We start from the raw sequence: 19,200 nt of genomic DNA on the forward strand, positions 1-19,200 counted from the left end.
TGATCGCCGGTGCGATCTCGCTGTTCCAGTTGCCGATCAGCGAATACCCGGAAGTCGTGCCGCCGACCGTGGTCGTGCGCGCCAACTTCCCGGGCGCCAACCCCAAAGTCATCGGTGAAACCGTGGCCGCTCCGCTGGAGCAGGCCATCACCGGCGTCGAGAACATGCTGTACATGTCCTCGCAATCGACCGCTGACGGCAAAATCACCCTGACCATTACCTTCGCCCTGGGCACTGACCTGGACAACGCGCAGGTGCAGGTGCAGAACCGGGTGACCCGGACCGAGCCGAAGCTTCCCGAGGAAGTGACGCGTATCGGTATCACCGTCGACAAGGCTTCGCCAGACCTGACCATGGTTGTGCACTTGACCTCACCGGACAAGCGCTACGACATGCTCTACCTGTCCAACTACGCAATCCTCAACATCAAGGATGAGCTGGCTCGCCTGGGTGGTGTCGGTGACGTGCAGTTGTTTGGTATGGGCGACTACTCGCTGCGCGTCTGGCTTGATCCGAACAAGACCGCTTCGCGCAATCTGACCGCGACCGATGTGGTGACCGCGATTCGCGAGCAGAACCGTCAGGTCGCCGCCGGTCAACTGGGCGCGCCCCCTGCCCCGACCGCGCAAAGCTTCCAGCTGTCGGTCAACACTCAAGGCCGTCTGGTTTCCGAGGAAGAGTTCGAGAACATCGTCATTCGTGCAGGCGACGACGGTGAGATCACTCGCCTGAAGGACATTGCGCGCATTGAACTGGGTTCCAGCCAATACGCCTTGCGCTCGCTGCTGAACAATAAGCCGGCGGTGGCAATCCCGATCTTCCAGCGTCCCGGTTCCAACGCCATCGACATTTCCAACGAAGTGCGCGGCAAGATGGAAGAGCTGAAGAAAGGCTTCCCGCAGGGCATGGATTACAGCATCGTGTATGACCCGACGATCTTCGTCCGTGGCTCGATCGAAGCGGTGGTTCACACCCTGTTCGAAGCGCTGATCCTTGTGGTGCTGGTGGTGATTCTGTTCCTGCAGACCTGGCGCGCCTCGATCATCCCGTTGGTGGCGGTGCCGGTATCGTTGATCGGTACGTTTGCGGTCATGCACCTGTTCGGCTTCTCGCTCAACGCCCTGTCGCTGTTCGGCCTGGTGCTGGCCATCGGTATCGTGGTCGACGACGCCATCGTCGTGGTGGAAAACGTCGAACGGAACATCGAACTCGGACTGACGCCGGTCGAAGCGACCAAGCGCGCCATGCGTGAAGTGACCGGGCCGATCGTGGCCACGGCACTGGTGCTGTGTGCAGTGTTCATCCCGGCGGCATTCATTTCCGGCCTCACCGGGCAGTTCTACAAACAGTTCGCACTGACCATCGCGATCTCGACAGTGATCTCGGCGTTCAACTCGCTGACCCTGTCGCCAGCGCTGGCTGCTGTGCTGCTGAAGAGTCACGACGCGCCGAAAGACCGCTTCTCGAAAGTGCTCGACAGAATCTTCGGTGGCTGGCTGTTCCGTCCGTTCAACCGTTTCTTCGACCGTGCCAGTCATGGCTACGTCGGCACCGTGCGCCGGGTTATCCGCAGCAGCGGCATTGCCCTGCTTGTGTATGCAGGCCTTATGGTGCTGACCTTCTTCGGTTTCTCCAGCACGCCGACCGGTTTCGTACCCGGCCAGGACAAGCAATACCTGGTGGCCTTCGCGCAATTGCCGGATGCCGCGAGCCTGGATCGCACCGAAGACGTGATCAAGCGCATGTCCGACCTCGCGCTGAAACAGCCGGGCGTGGAAAGCGCCGTAGCGTTCCCGGGCCTGTCGATCAACGGCTTCACCAACAGCCCCAACGCCGGCATCGTCTTCGTGACGCTGAAACCGTTCGACGAGCGTAAAGACCCGAGCATGTCCGCCGGTGCGATTGCCGGTGCCTTGAACGGCCAGTACGCGAACATTCAGGAAGCGTACATGGCGATCTTCCCGCCACCGCCGGTACAAGGCCTGGGCACCATTGGCGGTTTCCGCCTGCAGATCGAAGACCGGGGCAACCTCGGCTACGACGAGCTGTACAAAGAAACTATGAACATCATCAACAAGAGCCACAACGTGCCGGAACTGGCCGGCCTGTTCACCAGCTACACGGTGAACGTGCCGCAGGTCGATGCCGCCATCGACCGCGAAAAAGCCAAGACCCATGGCGTGGCCGTCAGCGACATCTTCGACACCCTGCAGATCTATCTGGGTTCGCTGTATGCCAACGACTTCAACCGCTTCGGGCGCACCTATCAGGTCAACGTTCAGGCCGAACAGCAGTTCCGTCTTGAATCCGATCAGATCGGTCAGCTGAAAGTACGCAACAACAAAGGCGAGATGATCCCGCTGGCGACCTTCATCAAGGTCAGCGACACCTCGGGACCGGATCGCGTGATGCACTACAACGGCTTCATCACTGCTGAAATCAACGGTGCCGCAGCCCCGGGCTATAGCTCTGGCCAGGCAGAAAAAGCCATCGAGAAACTGCTCAAGGAAGAACTCCCGAACGGCATGACCTACGAGTGGACCGACCTGACCTACCAGCAGATTCTGTCCGGCAACACCGCGCTGTTCGTGTTCCCGCTCTGCGTGCTGCTGGCGTTCCTGGTGCTCGCCGCACAATACGAAAGCTGGAGCCTGCCACTGGCGGTGATCCTGATCGTACCGATGACCCTGCTGTCGGCCATTACCGGTGTGATCATCTCCGGCGGTGACAACAACATCTTCACCCAGATCGGATTGATCGTACTGGTGGGACTTGCCTGTAAAAACGCGATTCTGATCGTCGAGTTCGCCAAGGATAAACAGGAAGAAGGCCTCGACCCGCTCGCAGCGGTGCTGGAAGCCTGCCGCCTGCGTCTGCGGCCGATCCTGATGACCTCGTTCGCGTTCATCATGGGCGTGGTGCCACTGGTGTTCTCCAGCGGTGCCGGTGCCGAGATGCGTCACGCCATGGGTGTGGCGGTGTTCTCCGGGATGCTCGGGGTGACCTTCTTCGGTCTGCTGCTGACGCCAGTGTTCTACGTACTGATCCGTAACTTTGTCGAACGCGGCGAGCAGCGCAAAGCAGCCAAGGCGCACACTCTTCAAAAGCCACTGGAGGCGCAACAATGAGTCTGAAAGTCTTCCTGCCGAGTCTGCTGGTGCTGGCCCTCAGCGCCTGCGCCGTCGGCCCCGACTACAAGACCCCAGCCACGGAGGCGGCCAACATCACGACCGCCACCGACGGCGCCGCCGGGCAAAAGAACTTCGACCGTTCGAAATTCGAAGGCATCTGGTGGCAGCAATTCGATGATCCGACCCTGAACCAGTTGGTGAGCCAGTCGCTGCAAGGCAACCGTGAACTGCGCGTGGCGTTCGCCCGCTGGAAAGCCGCCCGGGCGATCCGCGACGACGCCAGCAACGACGCGATGCCTACCATCACCAGCCGCGCCAGCAGTGACTTGGGCAAGGGCCAGATTCCCGGCCAGACCACCGACCGGGTCAATAGCGAGCGCTATGACCTCGGTCTGGACATGGCCTGGGAGCTCGACCTGTTCGGCCGCATCCAGCGCAATCTGGAAGCCAGCGATGCCGACCAGCAGGCCGCCGAAGCCGATCTGTATCAGCTGCAAGTCACCATGATTGCCGAACTGGTCGACGCCTACGGTCAACTGCGCGGCGCCCAACTGCGGGAAAAAATCGCCGTGGCCAACCTGAACAACCAGCAGGAGTCGCGCAAGATCACCATCAGCCTGCGTGACGCCGGTGTCGGTGATCAGCTTGATGTCGAGCGCGCCGATGCGCGTCTGGCCAACGTCGAAGCCACCGTGCCGCAGTTGCAGGCGGAGCAGGTTCGGCAGAAAAACCGTATCGCTACCCTGCTCGGCGAACGCCCGGACAAACTGACCGTCGACCTCAGCCCGAAAGATCTGCCGGCCATCGCCAAGGCGCTGCCGATCGGTGATCCGGGTGAACTGCTGCAACGTCGTCCGGACATCCTTAGCGCCGAGCGGCAATTGGCTTCGGCCACTGCGCGCATCGGCGTGGCCAAGGCCGATCTGTTCCCCCGGGTCAGCCTCAGCGGCTTCCTCGGCTGGACCGCCGGGCGTGGTTCGCAGATCGGTTCTTCGGCGGCCAACGCCTGGGCGCTCGGCCCGAGCATCACCTGGGCGGCGTTTGACCTCGGCAGCGTCCGTGCCCGTTTGCGCGGCGCCGATGCTGACGCCGAAGGCGCGCTGGCCAACTACGAGCAACAAGTACTGCTGGCTCTGGAAGAATCGGAAAACGCCTTCAGCGATTACGGCAAGCGTCAGCAACGCCTGATCTCGCTGATCCGTCAGAGCGAATCGAGTCGCAAGGCTGCCGATCTGGCAGAAATCCGTTATCGCGAAGGCACCACCGATTTCCTCGTCCTGCTCGACGCCCAGCGTGAGCGCCTGAACGCCGAAGACACTCAGGCCCAGGCCGAAGTCGAGCTGTATCGCGGCATCGTCGCGATCTACAAGGCCCTCGGCGGTGGCTGGCAACCGGAGACAGTTGCCAGCAAGTAAAGATTGTTAAAGAGCTCCTTTGGTTGGCCGCAACCAACCAAATTTTTTGCCCCGCGTATCATTCGGTCGCGGGGTTTTTTTATGCCTTTGTGCAGTACTGGGTTTCTTGTGGGAGCGAGCCTGCTCGCGAAAGCGTCAGGTCAGACATATCAGCGGTGGCTGATAATCCGCCTTCGCGAGCAGGCTCGCTCCCACAGGGGATCAGCGGTGATCCTCCAGGACGGTGACGGTGGCGGTGGTACCGGCGCGCAGGCGATGCTTGCCGGCAAAGTCACCATCAATGCCAATGCGCACCGGCACCCGTTGCGCCAGTTTCACCCAGGTGTAACTCGGGTTGATGTTCGCCAGCAGACGACTGCCCGGCGCGTTTTCGCGGTCGGCGATGGCGAAGGCGATGCTTTCTACCGTACCGCCGAAACGCTCACCGCTCATCAATTGAATGCGTACCCGATCACCCTCCTCGATTCGCGGCAACTTGGTTTCCTCGAAGTAACCACTGACATAGAACGAATCGCTGTCGACCAGCGCCAGCAGTGCGCCGCCGGCTTGTGCATAGTCACCCTGGCGGGTCAGCAGGTTGGTCACGTAACCGCTCACTGGCGATTCAACGCGGGTGCGCTGCAAGTCCAGTTCGGCTTGGGTCAGCGCGGCAATTGCCAGTTGCACATTGGCTTCGGCCAGCCCGAGGTTGGCCTGATTGCGCAACAGATCCGCCTGGGCAACCGCCACGTCGGTACTGGCCTTCTCCCATTCTTCACCGGAAATCGCGAAGCCCTGTTTCAGCGTGCGCCGCCGGCGCTCCTCGCTTTGACGTTGTTTGAGCAACGCCTCACTGGCGACGATTGCCGCTTGCGATTGCCCCAGCGAGGCCTTGGACACTTCCACCGAACGCCGGGCGTGCTCGACCGCCAGTTGATAGCGCGCCGGATCGATCTCCAGCAACAATTGGCCCTTGTCGACATGCTGGTTGTCCTGCACTGCCAGTTTGACGATTCGCCCCGAAACATCCGCCGACAGCGTCACCACATCCGCCCTCACCCGAGCATCCCGTGTCCACGGCGCGCGGGTGTAATACTCCCAGGCGAACCAGCCGAGGACGATCGCCAGGATCACCACTGCCACGGTCATCATTCGTGCAACTAGTGCTTTCAAGACATCAGGCTCCCATCAACAGAATCAGCGTGGCGCAGACACAGGCATACAGCGCGCCTTCGAACAGTGCTTCATGCCACACCAGGCGCAGCACGCCGAGGCGCCGCAGACACCAGTCCAGCAACATGAAGATCGGAATCGCCAGTAACAGTGCCTGGGCAATCGGCGGCAGATAAACCCCGCCAATTTCGAAATCAATGGGCAAGTTGCGGTTCTCCTTCCAGGCCTTGAGGTTGCAAATATTCGCCGTGCCGCTCGAGGAACGACACCACAATCAGCAGCGCCACACGCATGCGAAACACCGACCAAAGATGTTCATGACTGGTGGCGTGCAGCTCGTCCAGCTCATCTCCGAGTTGGTGCAACGTGGCCAGCAGCGCCGCAAGCTGGACATCGTCGCGACCGGCAACCAAACGACCGGTCTTGCGCAACGCCGACGCCAGGCGTTGGCCGAACGCATCGGTGAGCAACCCATTGTTCTGCGCCTGCTGCCGCAGCTGATGCATCGCCACGCCCAAGGCCACGCATGCCAGGCTGATTTCATACAAGCGCTGCATGGCGCGATCGTTCGCCGCTGGCAGCAGGCCGAGCATGCTCGTCAGGCGATCGGTCATCCGACTCTCGAAAGCGAATTGTTGTTCATCGGTCGCAGGCAATTTGCTCAGCTGGTACACCTGCTCCCGCGCTTCGCCATACAGGCGCCGGATGCGCAAGCCCGGGCGGAACGGGAAGATCAGCGCATAAACGATCAGGGCCAGCATCGCTGCGCTGACGTAGGCGCCGGCGAATTCGAACCATTGGATTGCCGTATTCTGCCCAGTACCGGTGTTTTGCGGCCCGAGCATGAGAAAACTCGACAGCCCAAGGCCCATGCCTATGCCGGCGGTGGCCGGACTGGAAATTCCCACGGCAATGGCATAAAGCAGCGGCGCCAGCAGCAAGGCCAGCAGCTCGAAATCACTGATCGCCGGCACCAGCATGAATTGATAGAACGCCGACACCACCAGCGCCAGACCCAAGCCTCGCGCATAGCTTTGCGCAGCCATCAGCGGACGCGGAAAAGTCGCCATCAGCGAGCAGAGAATCCCCACCAGAATCATTCCGCCGCGCGCGCCATCCCAGGCCGTTTCGATCCAGATCAACCCGCTGACCAACAGCGCGGTAAAGGCACGGATCGCATTCATCGAAGCCAAGGTGAAATCCAGATGCAACGGACTGCTCTGGCCGCGATAGAGACAACTGGCCGGGCGCCCTTCCTGAATCGCGTCGCTCAGTTCGAGGATCTGCTCAAGTTGCTGCAACAGGCGCGCCTGCTCCCAACGCAGCGCCCAAGCCAATGAACGCAGGGTCGCGCTCATGTTCTCGGTCTGCTGCTCGGCCTTGTACGCCAATGCTTCGAACTGTTGCTGCAAGGTAACGAAACGCTGCCGATCGGCGCCAGACAGCGCGCGACCCTGTTGCGCCAGCTGCTCAAGCAACGCCAACTCCTCGGCACGCAGCTGCTGGACCTCCAGCGGCAGATCGCCCTCCCAGCGTTCGATGAGCAATTCACGCTGATGACGCAGCGCGGTCAGTCGCGAGGTCAGCAGCATCAGTTGATTGCCGAGCAGCAATACCAGGTTGTCGGCACTGCGCAAACGTGGGGCATCGAAATACAAATGACGGCGCAAACCTTCCAGCGCGCTGATCTCACCGAGCAGTTGCATCTGCCGGCGCTGGAAATCGGCTTCGCTTTCTTCCGTGCGAAGCACCTCGGCGGCGTGGCTGGCGGCCAGTTTGATGACCTGATCGATTTTGGCGAAATAGCCCTTGGCGACAGCTTCAGGCCGTGCCGTGAGCAAACTGACCACGCAGACACAAGCCACCGCCAACAAGGTTTCGGTGACACGGGTAACCGCTAGCAGAAAGGTGCCGTCCTGATCCGGAATCGCCAGCAAGGCCACAACCACTGCGGTGTAGCCACTAAGCACGAACGCCTGGGAGCTGGTGTAGCGCAACAAGGTGCCGCCCGCCGTGCACAGCGCCAGCCACAACGCCAATGTCGTGATGAACGGCAGCGGCGCCTGAGGGAAAATCGCCATGATCAGCACCGCCACCGCCGCACCCACGGTGGTGCCGATCACCTGGCCGAAACTGCGCGCCAGTGCCATCCCTGCCAGTGGCTGGCTGACGATCACCACGGCCATGATTGACCACTTCGGCTGTTCGAGATCGAAGATGAACGCCAGATAAAGGGTCAACAGCCCGGCGGCGATGGTCCGCAGGGCAAACAGCAGAACAGCCTGACCGGGATGGATCAAAGCCTTGAAATAGGTGTACAGCGCAGACATGGGCACTCTCTTTAAAACGACTTCTGCAAGCGTAGACATTGCAGCAAAAGCCTGACGGATTTCACAGTCGACACGTGTTGTAGGACGATTCGCTGGCAACGGTTTGACTCACGCGCCAAGCTGAACGAAGCTTGCCGCTCTGCTCAAGTTCGAAGCTTTCGGAAACCCGCATGACTCAGTCCCGCCGCAACCTGCTGATCGGCTTAGGCCTCGTACTGATCCTCGGCGTCGTCTGGCTGTCCTGGCGCAGCAGCACTCCGACCATCCCCGATGCTATCAAACATGGCTACAGCGAAGCGCTGAACGCCGCGCGCACCGGTGAACCCGGAGCGGCGCGCCAGTTGTACCAGCAATTGGGCCGCCCGGACATCTCGGTCAAGCGCCGGGTCTGGCTGCATGGCGAACTGCCCAATTACCCCAGTCCGCAGGCGTTGAAGCTGGCGGACATCGACTTGCATCACGAAGCGCCGCAAGTGCGCGTCGCAGCGATCAAAAGCATCGTCGGTCTGGTGCCCGGCGGGCAGCGCAGTCTGCTGCTAGGACCGTTGCTCGATGATGAAGAACAAGCTGTCCGTTTCGCCGCGATCAATGCCCTGCTCGGCCTGGCCCCGGACGAGCTCGGCCTGTATTTCGCACCGCTACAGCAGGCCATCGACGGCTGGCAACAGACCCTGGAAAGGCAGCCGGAAAGCGCCGCCAACTATGCGCAACTGGCCCGTCTCTATATTCACAACGCCGAATACAAACAGGCCCAACAGGCTTTGGACAATACCTTGCGCCTGGAACCGGGCAACCTGCCGGCGCTGGTCATGCAGATCGATGTGCTCGACCGCCAGGGCCAGAGCGATGCCGCTCGCCAGTTGCTCGCCCGCCAACTCAAGGCGCAGCCCGATTCGGCCTATCTGCAACATGCCCTCGGCCTGTGGCTGCTGCACCACGGCCAGCGCGAATATGCCCTGCTCGGCCTGTCCAAAGCGGTCGAGCTGGAACCGGACAACAAGGATTATCGCTACGACCTCGCCACCACTCTGCACAGCGCGGAAGAACTGGAAGCGGCGCAGAAACAATTGCAGGAAATCGTTCAGCGCCACCCCGCCGACCGCAAGGCGCGGGTGTTGTTGATCAACTATTGGAAGGAAAGCGGCCAATTGCAGAATGTGCAGATTCTGCTGGCGCAACTGGAGCAGCTGAATCCGGACGACCCGGCCCTGCAACAGGGTCTTTAATCAAGGTAGAGCGGGTGCAATCAACCACCTGTCGAAAGAAAAAGCGGAACCGTGAACATGCCCTGAGGTCAAGTTATTCAGGCGGCTCACTTAAGCCAGCCGCCGAATTACCCTAGTCATAAGAGGGCGTTTTTTGACTACATCAAACGAGTTGATCAGTGCAAAGGCCGCCGTCGGCATCGTAGGTCTGGATGACATCCTTGCCGGTGGCCTGTCCCGCGGCCATGTGTTTTTGCTCGAGGGGGAACCCGGAACCGGCAAAACCACCGTGGCTTTGCATTTCCTCCGCGCCGGTGCGCTGGCCGGGGAACGCTGCTTGTACATCACTCTCTCGGAAACCGAGAAAGAACTGCGTCAAGGTGCGCTCTCCCACGGCTGGGAGCTGAACGAAAACATCAAGATCTTCGAGCTGACACCGCCGGAAAGCCTGCTCAATGCCGAACATCAGCAAAGCCTGCTGTATTCCTCGGACCTTGAACTGGGCGAGGCGACCAGGCAGATTTTCGAAGTGGTCGAACGCTTCAAGCCGACCCGCGTTGTGCTCGACAGCCTTTCGGAGATCCGTCTGCTGGCGCAGAGCTCCTTACGCTATCGTCGGCAGATTCTGGCGATCAAGCATTACTTCGTGCGCTACGACGCCACCGTCCTGCTGCTCGATGACCTGACTACAGAATCCCTCGACAAGACCGTGCACAGTGTCGCCCACGGCGTGATCCGCCTTGAAGAGCTGACGCCAAGCTACGGCGCCGAGCGTCGTCGCGTACGAGTGGTCAAATATCGCGGGCAGAAATACCGTGGCGGTTTCCACGATTTCACCATCATGGGCGACGGCGTCCATGTTTTCCCACGCTTGGTAGCGGCGGAACATCGCGGCGACTACCCACGTCTGCAGCTGTCCAGCGGCATCCCGCAAATGGACGCCCTGCTCGGCGGCGGCATCGAGACCGGTTCCAGCACGCTGATTCTCGGCCCGGCCGGTACCGGTAAATCGATGATTTCGATGATCTTCGCCGCCGCAGCGGTGGCCCGAGGCGAAAAAGCCGCGCTGTTCATTTTCGATGAAGAGCTGGGCCTGCTGTTCGAACGCATGCGTCATCTCGGCATCGATCTCAAAGCCTTGCAGGCCACCGGTAATCTGCTGATCGAACAGGTAGACGCCGCCGAATTGTCTCCGGGTGAGTTGTCCCATCGCGTGCGCCGTTGCGTCGATGAGCTAGGTATCAAAACCGTGGTGATCGACAGCATTAACGGCTATCAAGCGGCGATGCCGGAAGAAAACGCGCTGGTGCTGCACATGCACGAGCTGCTGCTGTACCTTAACCGCAAAGGCGCGGCGACTTTCATGACGGTCGCCCAGCACGGTCTGGTGGGCGATATGCAGGCGCCGGTTGATATCACTTACCTGGCCGACACGGTGATTCTGTTGCGCTACTTCGAAGCCCTCGGCAAAGTCCGCCGGGCGATCTCGATTATCAAAAAACGTACCGGCAACCACGAGTCGACCATCCGTGAATACCGGATTTCCTCGCGTGGCATGACCATCGGCCAACCGCTGGAATCCTTCCAGGGCGTGCTGCGTGGCGTGCCGACCTACATGGGAGCGAGCAATCCATTGCTTGAGGATGAAAGCTTGTGACGGTCAACACGCCGTTGGCCGAGCGGGTGCTGGTGCTGGCGCCCATGGGTCGCGACAGCCAGATCGCGTTGATGATTCTCAACGAAGCCGGTTACGGCGGCATGGTGGCGCCGAATCTCGGCGCTCTGTGCACCGAACTGGAGGTCGGCGCCGGGTTGCTGCTGATTGCTGCTGAAGCGCTGCGCGGACCGGAACTGGAAGGGCTTATCGCCTACCTTGACCAGCAACCCGCGTGGTCGGACATGCCCATCGTGCTGCTGACTCATCATGGCGGCGATGAACAAGGGCCGCCGTCGCGCCTCAGCACCCTGCTCGGCAACGTGACTTTTCTCGAGCGCCCCTTCCATCCCGCGACGCTGGTCAGTCTGGTCTCCGCCGCCCTGCGTGGGCGGCGACGACAATATGAAGCACGCGATCGGCTGATCGACCTGAGTGAAAGCGAACGACGCCTGCAGTCGACTCTGGAAACCCTCGAGCAACAGGTTGAAGAGCGCACCGCACAGCTTCGCCACAACGAAGAAGCGCTGCGCCAATCGCAGAAAATGGAAGCGGTCGGCCAACTCACTGGCGGCATTGCTCACGACTTCAACAATATGCTCACCGGCATCATCGGTAGCCTGGAACTGCTGCGCCGACGTCTGGCCCGGGGCCGCACCGAAGACCTCGACAGTCTGATCGATCTAGGCGTGACCTCCGCCAACCGCGCCGCCGGCCTCACCCACCGCTTGTTGGCGTTCTCGCGTCGGCAATCCCTCGACCCAAAAGCCGTGCAAATGAACACGCTGGTGCTGTCGATGGGCGAGTTGCTGCAACGCAGCCTCAATGAAAGCATTCATCTGGAAATGCGCCTGGACGACAACCTCTGGGTTGCCGAGGCCGATCCCAATCAACTCGAGAGCGCCCTGCTCAACCTGGTCATCAATGCCCGCGATGCGATGCCCGAGGGCGGCAAACTGGTGGTGGAAACCAGCAATCAGGTCCTGCATAGCGACTTCACTGCCGCTTACAGCAATCTGGAGCCGGGCGATTACGTGATGCTCAGCGTGACTGACAACGGTAGCGGCATGCCGCAGAGTGTGGTCAGCCGCGCGTTCGATCCGTTCTTTACGACCAAGCCGATCGGCCAAGGCACCGGCCTCGGGCTGTCGATGATCTATGGCTTCAGCAAGCAGTCGCGCGGGCATGTGTCGATCGATAGTGAAGTCGATCAAGGCACCACGGTAAAACTCTACCTGCCGCGTTTCCGTGGTGAAGAAGTGGAAATTCCCGTCTCGGATTCGCAGCAGGCTCCGTATGCGATGGATGGCGAAACCGTACTCATCGTCGAAGACGATCCGGCTGTGCGCGTGTTGGTCAGCGCCGTGCTCAGTGAGTTGGGTTATGCGTTCGTGGAGGCCGGTGATGCCGACGGCGCCATGCCGATTCTAAATTCGACGCAGCGTATTGATTTGCTCATCAGCGACGTTGGCCTGCCGGGGATGAACGGTCGTCAACTGGCGGAGGTTGGTCGGCAATACCGGCCAGGTCTGAAAGTGTTGTTCATCACCGGTTATGCCGAGCACGCGGCGGTGCGCGGTGGCTTCCTCGACTCGGGAATGCAGATGATCACCAAGCCCTTCACCTTTGATCTGCTCACCGCCAAGGTGCGCGAGATGATCAATAGCTGAATCTACAGGAGCCGCCGAAGGCTGCGATCTTTTGACCTTGATCTATAAAAAGCAAAATCAAAAGATCGCAGCCTTCGGCAGCTCCAACATATCAGGCCAGCAATTCCTGAATCTTTTCCTGCAACACATCCAGATCGAACGGTTTTTCCAGGATCGGTGCCTTGCTGGTGATCGGGCTGCCGGTTTCACGGATTTCCTGCGGATAGCCGCTGATGAAAATCACTTTCAGGTCCGGTCGCAGCTTCACTGCCGGCTCGGCGATCTGCACGCCGGAGATCCCGCCCGGCAGGCGGAAATCGGTAATCAGCATGTCCAGGTGAGGTTTGCTGGCGAGGATCTCGAAAGCCTGCTCGCCATTTTCCGCTTGCAACACGCGATAGCCCTGCCCTGACAGGTAATCCGTCAGGACCATCAAGATAACCGGTTCGTCTTCGACGACGAGTACTACATCTTGCGCATCTACGCTCATGGGAAGCCTTTGTTCGGTCAATAGCTGCTGATACGACCGTGTGGTCACTCAGAGGTTGCGTCGGATATGCCGTTTTCCTGGATCGGCAGACAAACGCGAAACAGGGCGCCTTCGTTGATTTCACTCTCGACGACGATGGAGCCGCCATGGGCGGCGACGATCTGCTCGGAAATGAACAGACCCAGCCCGAGCCCGGCCACCACCGTCTTGGCGGACACCCGTTCGAACTGCTGAAAAATACGCTTCTGGTTCTCGGCGCTGATGCCGATGCCGTGATCCTGGACCTCGACCCGAGCCTCGTCAGCTTCGCGATAGACGCGCACCTGAATCGGGCTGCGACCGCCGTAACGCAAGGCGTTGGTCAGCAGATTGGACACCACTTGCTCGATGCGGAACTCGTCCCAGCAACCTTCGACCGGCTCGGACGCCTCAAAGGAAACGCTGGTTTCCGCCGCTTCCATTTGCGGTGCAAAATTTTGCAGCAGATTGCTGACCAGTTGCACCAGATCGAAACGACTCGGGCGGATCGACAGTTTGCCGGTGCGGATTCGCGAGACATCGAGCATGTCTTCGATCAGGCGAATCAGACTTTTGATCTGCCGCTCATCGCGATCGACCATCGCCTGCATCTTGTCGAGGGTGAACGCCGCGGCGTTGTCCCGCGCCAGGTGCATCTTGCGCAGCTGGGTTTCAAGGATCAGGCCATTGAGCGGTGTACGCACCTCGTGGGCAACGATGGACATGAAGTCATCGCGCATGCGCACCGCTTGTTCCAGCTCAAGCTGCGTGCTTTGCAACTGTTGCAGCAGCGCTTCCTGCTCACGGCGGGCCTGCTCGAGCGCCTCGACCTGCTGTTTCATGGCCTTGCTCTGGCGATACAGATCGACGAAAACGTTGACCTTGCTCTTCACCGCATGAATGTCCAGCGGCTTGTGCAGGAAGTCCACCGCACCGCTTTCATAGCCCTTGAACGCGTAGTTGAGTTCACGGCCAGCGGCGCTGACGAAAATGATCGGAATGTTCTTGGTCTTCTCGGTGCCGCGCATCAACTCGGCCAGTTCGAAGCCGTTCATGCCCGGCATCTGCACGTCGAGAATGGCCATGGCGAATTCGTGTTGCAGCAACAGCGACAGTGCTTCGTCCGCCGACAGAGCCTTGTAGACCGTGCGATCCTCGCGCTTGATCAGCGCTTCCAGCGCCAGCAGGTTTTCTGGCAGATCGTCAACGATCAACAGTTTGGCTTGGATATTACTCAGCATGCGATTCGTTCCAGCTCGACTAGCAGACGGCCGATGCCGTGAATGGGTAGGACATGATCCGGCTGCAGAACGTTCAGTGCAGCCTGGGGCATGGTGGCGACTTGTGCATCATCGGGGTCTTGAACAATGGTCAGGCCGCCGCAGCGCTTGACGCAGGCCAGACCGCGCGCGCCATCCTGATTGGCGCCGGTCAGCAGCACGGCGGCGAGTGTCTCGCCGTAAACGTCAGCGGCCGATTCAAACAGGTAATCGATCGAAGGCCGCGAATGATGCACGCGATCCTCCAGGCTCAGCGACAGGCTGCGATCCGCTTCGACCGACAAGTGATAACCGGGCGTGGCGAAATACACCGTGCCGGCTTGAATGTCCTGCTTGTCTTCAGCTTCCTTGACCGGCATCGCCACACGGCGGGAGAACACTTCGGCCAGATGACTGCGGCGCTCTTCCGGCAGATGCAGAACGATGATGATCGGCAGCACATAGCCTTTGCGTAATGGCCCGAGCAGGGTCAGCAACGCCTCGACACCGCCTGCGGAGGCGCCGATCACGACGGCCTCGATGCGAGGCAGGCTCGGGGTGTGGTTCATGATTTGCGGTAGATCCGTTCTTGTTTGACCAACGCCTCGAACTGGTTCGAATAGTTGGAAAAATCCAGGGTTTCCTTGCTGCCCAGCACCAGAAAGCCGCGATGCGACAACGATTCATGGAACAGCCCGAACGCCCGGTCCTGCAACTTCTTGTTGAAATAGATCAGCACGTTGCGGCAGGAAATCAACTGGGTTTCGGAGAACACGCTGTCGGTGGCCAGGCTGTGGTCGGCGAACGTCACGTTCTCGCACAGGCTCTTGTCGAAAATCGCGTAGCCATAGGCTGCCGTGTAGTAATCGGCAAACGAACGCTGACCGCCGGCCTGCTGATAGTTGGCAGTGTAGGCGCGGACGTTTTCCATGGAGAAAATCCCTTGCTTGGCCTTCTCCAGCGAGCGCGGGTTGATGTCGGTGGCGTAGATGATCGTGCGGTCGAGCAGGCCTTCTTCGCGCAGCAGGATCGCCATCGAATAGACCTCCTCGCCCGTGCTGCATCCGGCAATCCAGATCTTCAGCGACGGATAGGTGCGCAGCAGCGGCACCACTTCGTTGCGGATCGCCAGGAAGTGCGACGGATCGCGGAACATCTCGCTGACCGGGATCGTCAGCAGTTGCAGCAGCTGCATGAACGCGGTCGGGTCGTGCAGGACTTTTTCTTGCAGGGCCGAGATGGTCGCGCACTCGAACTGACTCAGCGCGTGCTGCACCCGGCGCTTGATCGAAGCGCCGGAGTAGTCGCGAAAGTCATAGCTGTATTTCAGGTAAATCGCCTCGATCAACAAGCGTAATTCGATTTCGCTGTTGCGCTCGGCTGAACTGCTGCGTTCCACTAGATGCGTTCCATTTTCGGTAACCACACACGTATCAGCGAGAACAGACGATCAAGGTCGATGGGCTTGGCCAGGTAATCGTTGGCGCCCGCTTGCAGGCAGCGCTCCTGATCGTCCTTCATGGCCTTGGCCGTCACCGCGATGATCGGCAGCTTGCGCCAGCGCGGATCCTTGCGGATTTCCATGGTGGCTTCGAAGCCATCCATTTCCGGCATCATTACGTCCATCAGCACCAGGTCGATGTCCTCGACTTCATGAAGTTTCTCAATCGCTTCGCGGCCATTACGGCCGATCACCACGACTGCGCCTTTGTGTTCCAGCGCGCTGGTCAGGGCGAAGATGTTGCGCACATCGTCGTCCACCAGCAGCACTTTGCGACCTTCAAAGACCTTGTCGCGGCTGCGCGCGGTCTTGAGCATCTTCTGCCGTTCATGGGACAGCTGCGATTCGACTTTGTGCAGAAAGAGTGTGACCTCGTCGAGCAATCGCTCCGGGGAGCGTGCGCCCTTGATGATGATCGAGCGTGAATACTTGCGCAGTTCGGCCTCTTCGTCGCGGGTCAGGTTGCGTCCGGTATAAACGATGACCGGCGGGAACGAGCAGATGTCCTCGGTGGACATGCGCTTGAGCAGATCGTTGCCGAGCATGTCCGGCAGCTTGAGGTCGATGACCATGCAGTCGTAGATGGTCGTGCGCAGCAATTCCAGGGCGTCCTGGGCCAGGCCGACGGCAGTGATTTCGATGTCTTCGTCGCCAATCAGCCGCGCGATGCTTTCGCGTTGCAGATCGTCATCTTCGACCAGCAACACGCGTTTGACCTTCTGCGTCAGCTTGGCCTCGAGACGGGCGAACACATCCTTGAGCTCTTCGCGGGTGGTCGGCTTCACTGCGTAGCCGATCGCGCCCATGTGCATGGCCGCTTCGACGCGGTCTTCCACGGAAATCACGTGCACTGGAATGTGCCGGGTTTCGGCGCGTTCTTTCAGGCGTTGCAGCACGGTCAGACCGGAATGATCCGGCAGGCGCATGTCGAGGAGGATCGCATCCGGAACGAATTCGCGCGCCAGGTCGTAACCTTCGTCAGCGCCGTGGGCGACCAGACACATGTAGCCCAACTCATGGGCCAGGTCATAGAGGATACGGGCGAAGTTCGGTTCGTCCTCCACCACCAGAATGCAGCGGGTGGCGAACGGTGCCTTGTCGCGATCGTCGGCAAAGCGCGGGATGACTGCCGGAATCGCCGATGCGAGCGGAGCCGCAACAGCAACTGGCGCAGGCGTCACAGGTGCCGGGTGGAAGGTCAGCGGCGCGGCCGGCGTTTCACCGAATTCGTGATACTGACGCGGCAACACCAGCGTAAACGTGCTGCCCTGCCCCGGCACGCTGTCGACGCTGATCGAACCGCCCAGCAACGTTGCCAGATCCCGCGAGATCGACAGGCCAAGGCCGGTGCCGCCGTACTTGCGATTGGTGGTGCCATCCGCCTGACGGAACGCCTCGAAGATACTTTCCTGCTGATCCGCGGCGATACCGATCCCGGAATCCTTGACGCTGAAGGCGATGTGATCGTTCGGCTGCGCGGTGATGCTCAGGCTGACGGCGCCGTGCTCAGTGAACTTGATCGCGTTGGACAGCAGGTTCTTGATGACCTGCTCCAGACGCTGACGGTCGGTGAACAGCAAGCCCGGTGCGTCCGGCTGAACCTCGACGCTGAAGGCCAGTTTCTTGTCCGCCGCCAAGGGTTCGAACATCGAGCGCAAGCCGTCGACCAGACGATCGACGCGGGTGTTTTCGGCAATCACTTCAAGCTTGCCGGCCTCGACCTTGGAAATGTCGAGGATGTCGTTGATCAGGTTGAGCAGATCGTTGCCGGCCGAATAGATCGATTCGGCGAACTTGACCTGTTCCGCCGACAGATTCTGCTGCGGGTTTTCCGCCAACAGTTTGGCCAGAATCAGCGAACTGTTGAGCGGCGTGCGCAGTTCGTGGGACATGTTGGCGAGGAATTCGGACTTGTACTTGCTCGAGCGTTGCAGCTCTTCGGCACGCTCTTCGAGTTGAATCTGCGCCTGATTCAGCTCGGTGTTTTTCTTGTCCATGGCATCGCGCTGTTCGGCGAGCTGCTCGTTGGTCTGCTCCAGCTCCACTTGCTGGGTTTCCAGATGCGCCTGGGATTCCTTGAGAATCCGCGACTGTTCTTCCAGCTCTTCGTTGGCAGTCTTCAGCTCTTCCTGCTGCACTTGCAGCTCTTCATTGAGCTGCTGGGTTTCGGCGAGCACTTCCTGCAAGCGCTGACGGTAACGCGCCGCTTCGATCGAGGTGCCGATGTTGCCGGCAATCAGTTCCAGCAGTTCGATGTCGCGCTCGGACAGCGGACGCAGGAAGCCCAGTTCGATCACACCGTTGACCCGATCATCATCGCTGGTCGGCACCACCAGCACACTGTGCGGCAGACCTGCGCCGAGACCGGAGCTGACTTTGAAATAGTCGCCCGGGACCGCGTCGAGACGGATCAGGCGTGCCTGTTCTGCCACTTGGCCGACGATGCCTTCGCCGCTGTAGATCGTTTGATTGAGCTCTTCCTGCTCGCGGGAGAAACCATAAGTCGCCACGCGCTTGAGGCCGCCATGTTCTTCACGCACATAAAGCGCGGCGACGGCAGTGCCGAGGTATTGCGCGCAGAATTGCAGAATATTGCGCCCCAGCAGGTTCAGCGTCAGTTGACCCAACACCTGCTCGGCCAGTTGCGTCTGGCCGTTGCGCAGCCACGCCTGTTTCTCGAGGCGTTCGGCGCTGGCCAGTTGGGCGGCGAGGTTGGCGCTGTAGTTGGTCGACAGGTTGAGCAGATCACGGCGGCCGATGTAGGCCAGCAAACCGCTGATGCCAACGATGAAGATCAGGTAAAGGGTGATGCTCCAGATCGTCGTGCGGCGCACATCCTCGTTGCGCGTGGCGCGCAGCACCTGCTCGGTCTCGATGACGTCCTCGAATTGCTTGCGGATTTCATCGGTCAGGCGCTTGCCCCGCCCTGCCTTGACCGCACCGCGATAGTCGCCACTGCTGCGCTGCAGATCGATCATCGACTGCGCGTAGTTGGCCCACTCCACCTGCAAGGCTTGCAAACGGCGCAGGCGATCGGTCTGCACCGGATTATCGGCGGTCAGCTCCAGCAACGTATTGAGAGCGACCTCGATACGCGGCTTGGCAACTTCGTACGGGTCGAGAAAGTGCTCGTCACCGCTGAGCAGATAGCCGCGCATGCCGGTTTCCAGATCAACGGTGAGCTTCACCGCTTCATTGGCGTTATTGATCACCCGGTCGGTGTGCTCGACCCATTGGATGACCGACAGCAAATAAGTGATCAGCGAGACGAAGAACACGGCGCTGAGCACGCCGACGCCCAGCGGCAGGCTGACGTTGCGACTCAGAAGTTTGCGGAACCGTTGTTCATCAACCGAGGACGGAGAGGACATGGGGCAGCCTTGTCGAACTGTTGAA

Annotated in this window: 13 protein-coding genes; 5 read left to right on the plus strand and 8 right to left on the minus strand. The window is 60.2% G+C overall.

Annotation, left to right across the window (positions count from 1 at the left end; genetic code table 11):
- The coding region (locus tag D8U71_RS27055; RefSeq protein WP_130889122.1) for an efflux RND transporter permease subunit at nt 1-3,128 on the plus strand (3,128 nt) is incomplete at its 5' end.
- Nucleotides 3,125-4,546, plus strand: coding sequence for a TolC family protein (locus D8U71_RS27060; protein ID WP_016774854.1), 1,422 nt, complete (start codon nt 3,125-3,127; stop codon nt 4,544-4,546). The genes D8U71_RS27055 and D8U71_RS27060, both read left to right, overlap by 4 nt.
- 201 nt (nt 4,547-4,747) lie before the next feature.
- Here the strand turns inward: D8U71_RS27060 and D8U71_RS27065 are convergent, their stop codons facing one another.
- The 3 genes from D8U71_RS27065 to D8U71_RS27075 are packed head-to-tail and all read right to left on the minus strand — an operon-like array spanning nt 4,748 to nt 8,028.
- Nucleotides 4,748-5,698, minus strand: coding sequence for an HlyD family secretion protein (locus D8U71_RS27065; protein WP_125926548.1), 951 nt, complete (start codon nt 5,696-5,698; stop codon nt 4,748-4,750).
- A 4-nt stretch (nt 5,699-5,702) separates the two neighbouring features.
- A complete protein-coding gene (locus D8U71_RS27070; protein WP_016774855.1) occupies nt 5,703-5,903 on the minus strand; it encodes a DUF1656 domain-containing protein in 201 nt (66 codons plus the stop codon).
- Complete coding sequence (locus tag D8U71_RS27075) at nt 5,893-8,028, minus strand: FUSC family protein (RefSeq protein WP_130889123.1); 2,136 nt, start codon at nt 8,026-8,028, stop codon at nt 5,893-5,895. Before D8U71_RS27075 ends, D8U71_RS27070 begins: the two co-directional genes overlap by 11 nt.
- A gap of 170 nt (nt 8,029-8,198) precedes the next feature.
- On the opposite strand from D8U71_RS27075, the gene D8U71_RS27080 reads away from it, so the two are divergent.
- From D8U71_RS27080 to D8U71_RS27090, 3 genes are all read left to right on the plus strand, one after another.
- On the plus strand, nt 8,199-9,254 hold the full coding sequence (locus D8U71_RS27080) for a tetratricopeptide repeat protein (RefSeq protein ID WP_130889124.1): 1,056 nt from the start codon (nt 8,199-8,201) through the stop codon (nt 9,252-9,254).
- 133 nt (nt 9,255-9,387) lie between these two features.
- Nucleotides 9,388-10,890, plus strand: a complete 1,503-nt coding sequence (locus D8U71_RS27085) for an ATPase domain-containing protein (RefSeq protein ID WP_024013082.1) — start codon at nt 9,388-9,390, stop codon at nt 10,888-10,890.
- On the plus strand, nt 10,887-12,557 hold the full coding sequence (locus D8U71_RS27090) for an ATP-binding protein (protein ID WP_016774859.1): 1,671 nt from the start codon (nt 10,887-10,889) through the stop codon (nt 12,555-12,557). The genes D8U71_RS27085 and D8U71_RS27090 overlap by 4 nt, the downstream gene beginning before the upstream one ends.
- A gap of 91 nt (nt 12,558-12,648) precedes the next feature.
- On the opposite strand, the gene D8U71_RS27095 is transcribed toward D8U71_RS27090, so the two are convergent.
- Genes D8U71_RS27095 through D8U71_RS27115 form a run of 5 tightly spaced genes read right to left on the minus strand, consistent with a single transcriptional unit; the run spans nt 12,649 to nt 19,175 of the window.
- On the minus strand, nt 12,649-13,026 hold the full coding sequence (locus D8U71_RS27095) for a response regulator (RefSeq protein ID WP_016774860.1): 378 nt from the start codon (nt 13,024-13,026) through the stop codon (nt 12,649-12,651).
- A gap of 44 nt (nt 13,027-13,070) precedes the next feature.
- Nucleotides 13,071-14,285: a hybrid sensor histidine kinase/response regulator gene (locus D8U71_RS27100; RefSeq protein ID WP_016774861.1), complete on the minus strand. Its 1,215-nt coding sequence runs from the start codon at nt 14,283-14,285 to the stop codon at nt 13,071-13,073.
- Nucleotides 14,279-14,872, minus strand: a complete 594-nt coding sequence (locus tag D8U71_RS27105; RefSeq protein WP_130889125.1) for a chemotaxis protein CheB — start codon at nt 14,870-14,872, stop codon at nt 14,279-14,281. Before D8U71_RS27105 ends, D8U71_RS27100 begins: the two co-directional genes overlap by 7 nt.
- Nucleotides 14,869-15,702: a protein-glutamate O-methyltransferase CheR gene (locus D8U71_RS27110; RefSeq protein WP_016774863.1), complete on the minus strand. Its 834-nt coding sequence runs from the start codon at nt 15,700-15,702 to the stop codon at nt 14,869-14,871. The genes D8U71_RS27105 and D8U71_RS27110 overlap by 4 nt, the downstream gene beginning before the upstream one ends.
- Nucleotides 15,702-19,175: a response regulator gene (locus D8U71_RS27115; RefSeq protein WP_122692507.1), complete on the minus strand. Its 3,474-nt coding sequence runs from the start codon at nt 19,173-19,175 to the stop codon at nt 15,702-15,704. The genes D8U71_RS27110 and D8U71_RS27115 overlap by 1 nt, the downstream gene beginning before the upstream one ends.
- Between the last annotated feature and the right edge of the window lie 25 nt (nt 19,176-19,200).

The organism is Pseudomonas sp. Sample_21 (assembly GCF_004307525.1).
In the GTDB taxonomy this organism is placed as follows: Bacteria; Pseudomonadota; Gammaproteobacteria; order Pseudomonadales; family Pseudomonadaceae; genus Aquipseudomonas; species Aquipseudomonas atacamensis.

Bases quoted from the DNA above. Each gene is read 5' to 3' on its own strand.
- D8U71_RS27060 (WP_016774854.1), top strand. From the start codon at position 3,125: ATGAGTCTGAAAGTCTTCCTGCCGAGTCTGCTGGTGCTGGCCCTCAGC.
- D8U71_RS27075 (WP_130889123.1), bottom strand. From the start codon at position 8,028: ATGTCTGCGCTGTACACCTATTTCAAGGCTTTGATCCATCCCGGTCAG.
- D8U71_RS27080 (WP_130889124.1), top strand. From the start codon at position 8,199: ATGACTCAGTCCCGCCGCAACCTGCTGATCGGCTTAGGCCTCGTACTG.
- D8U71_RS27095 (WP_016774860.1), bottom strand. From the start codon at position 13,026: ATGAGCGTAGATGCGCAAGATGTAGTACTCGTCGTCGAAGACGAACCG.
- D8U71_RS27100 (WP_016774861.1), bottom strand. From the start codon at position 14,285: ATGCTGAGTAATATCCAAGCCAAACTGTTGATCGTTGACGATCTGCCA.
- D8U71_RS27105 (WP_130889125.1), bottom strand. From the start codon at position 14,872: ATGAACCACACCCCGAGCCTGCCTCGCATCGAGGCCGTCGTGATCGGC.
- D8U71_RS27115 (WP_122692507.1), bottom strand. From the start codon at position 19,175: ATGTCCTCTCCGTCCTCGGTTGATGAACAACGGTTCCGCAAACTTCTG.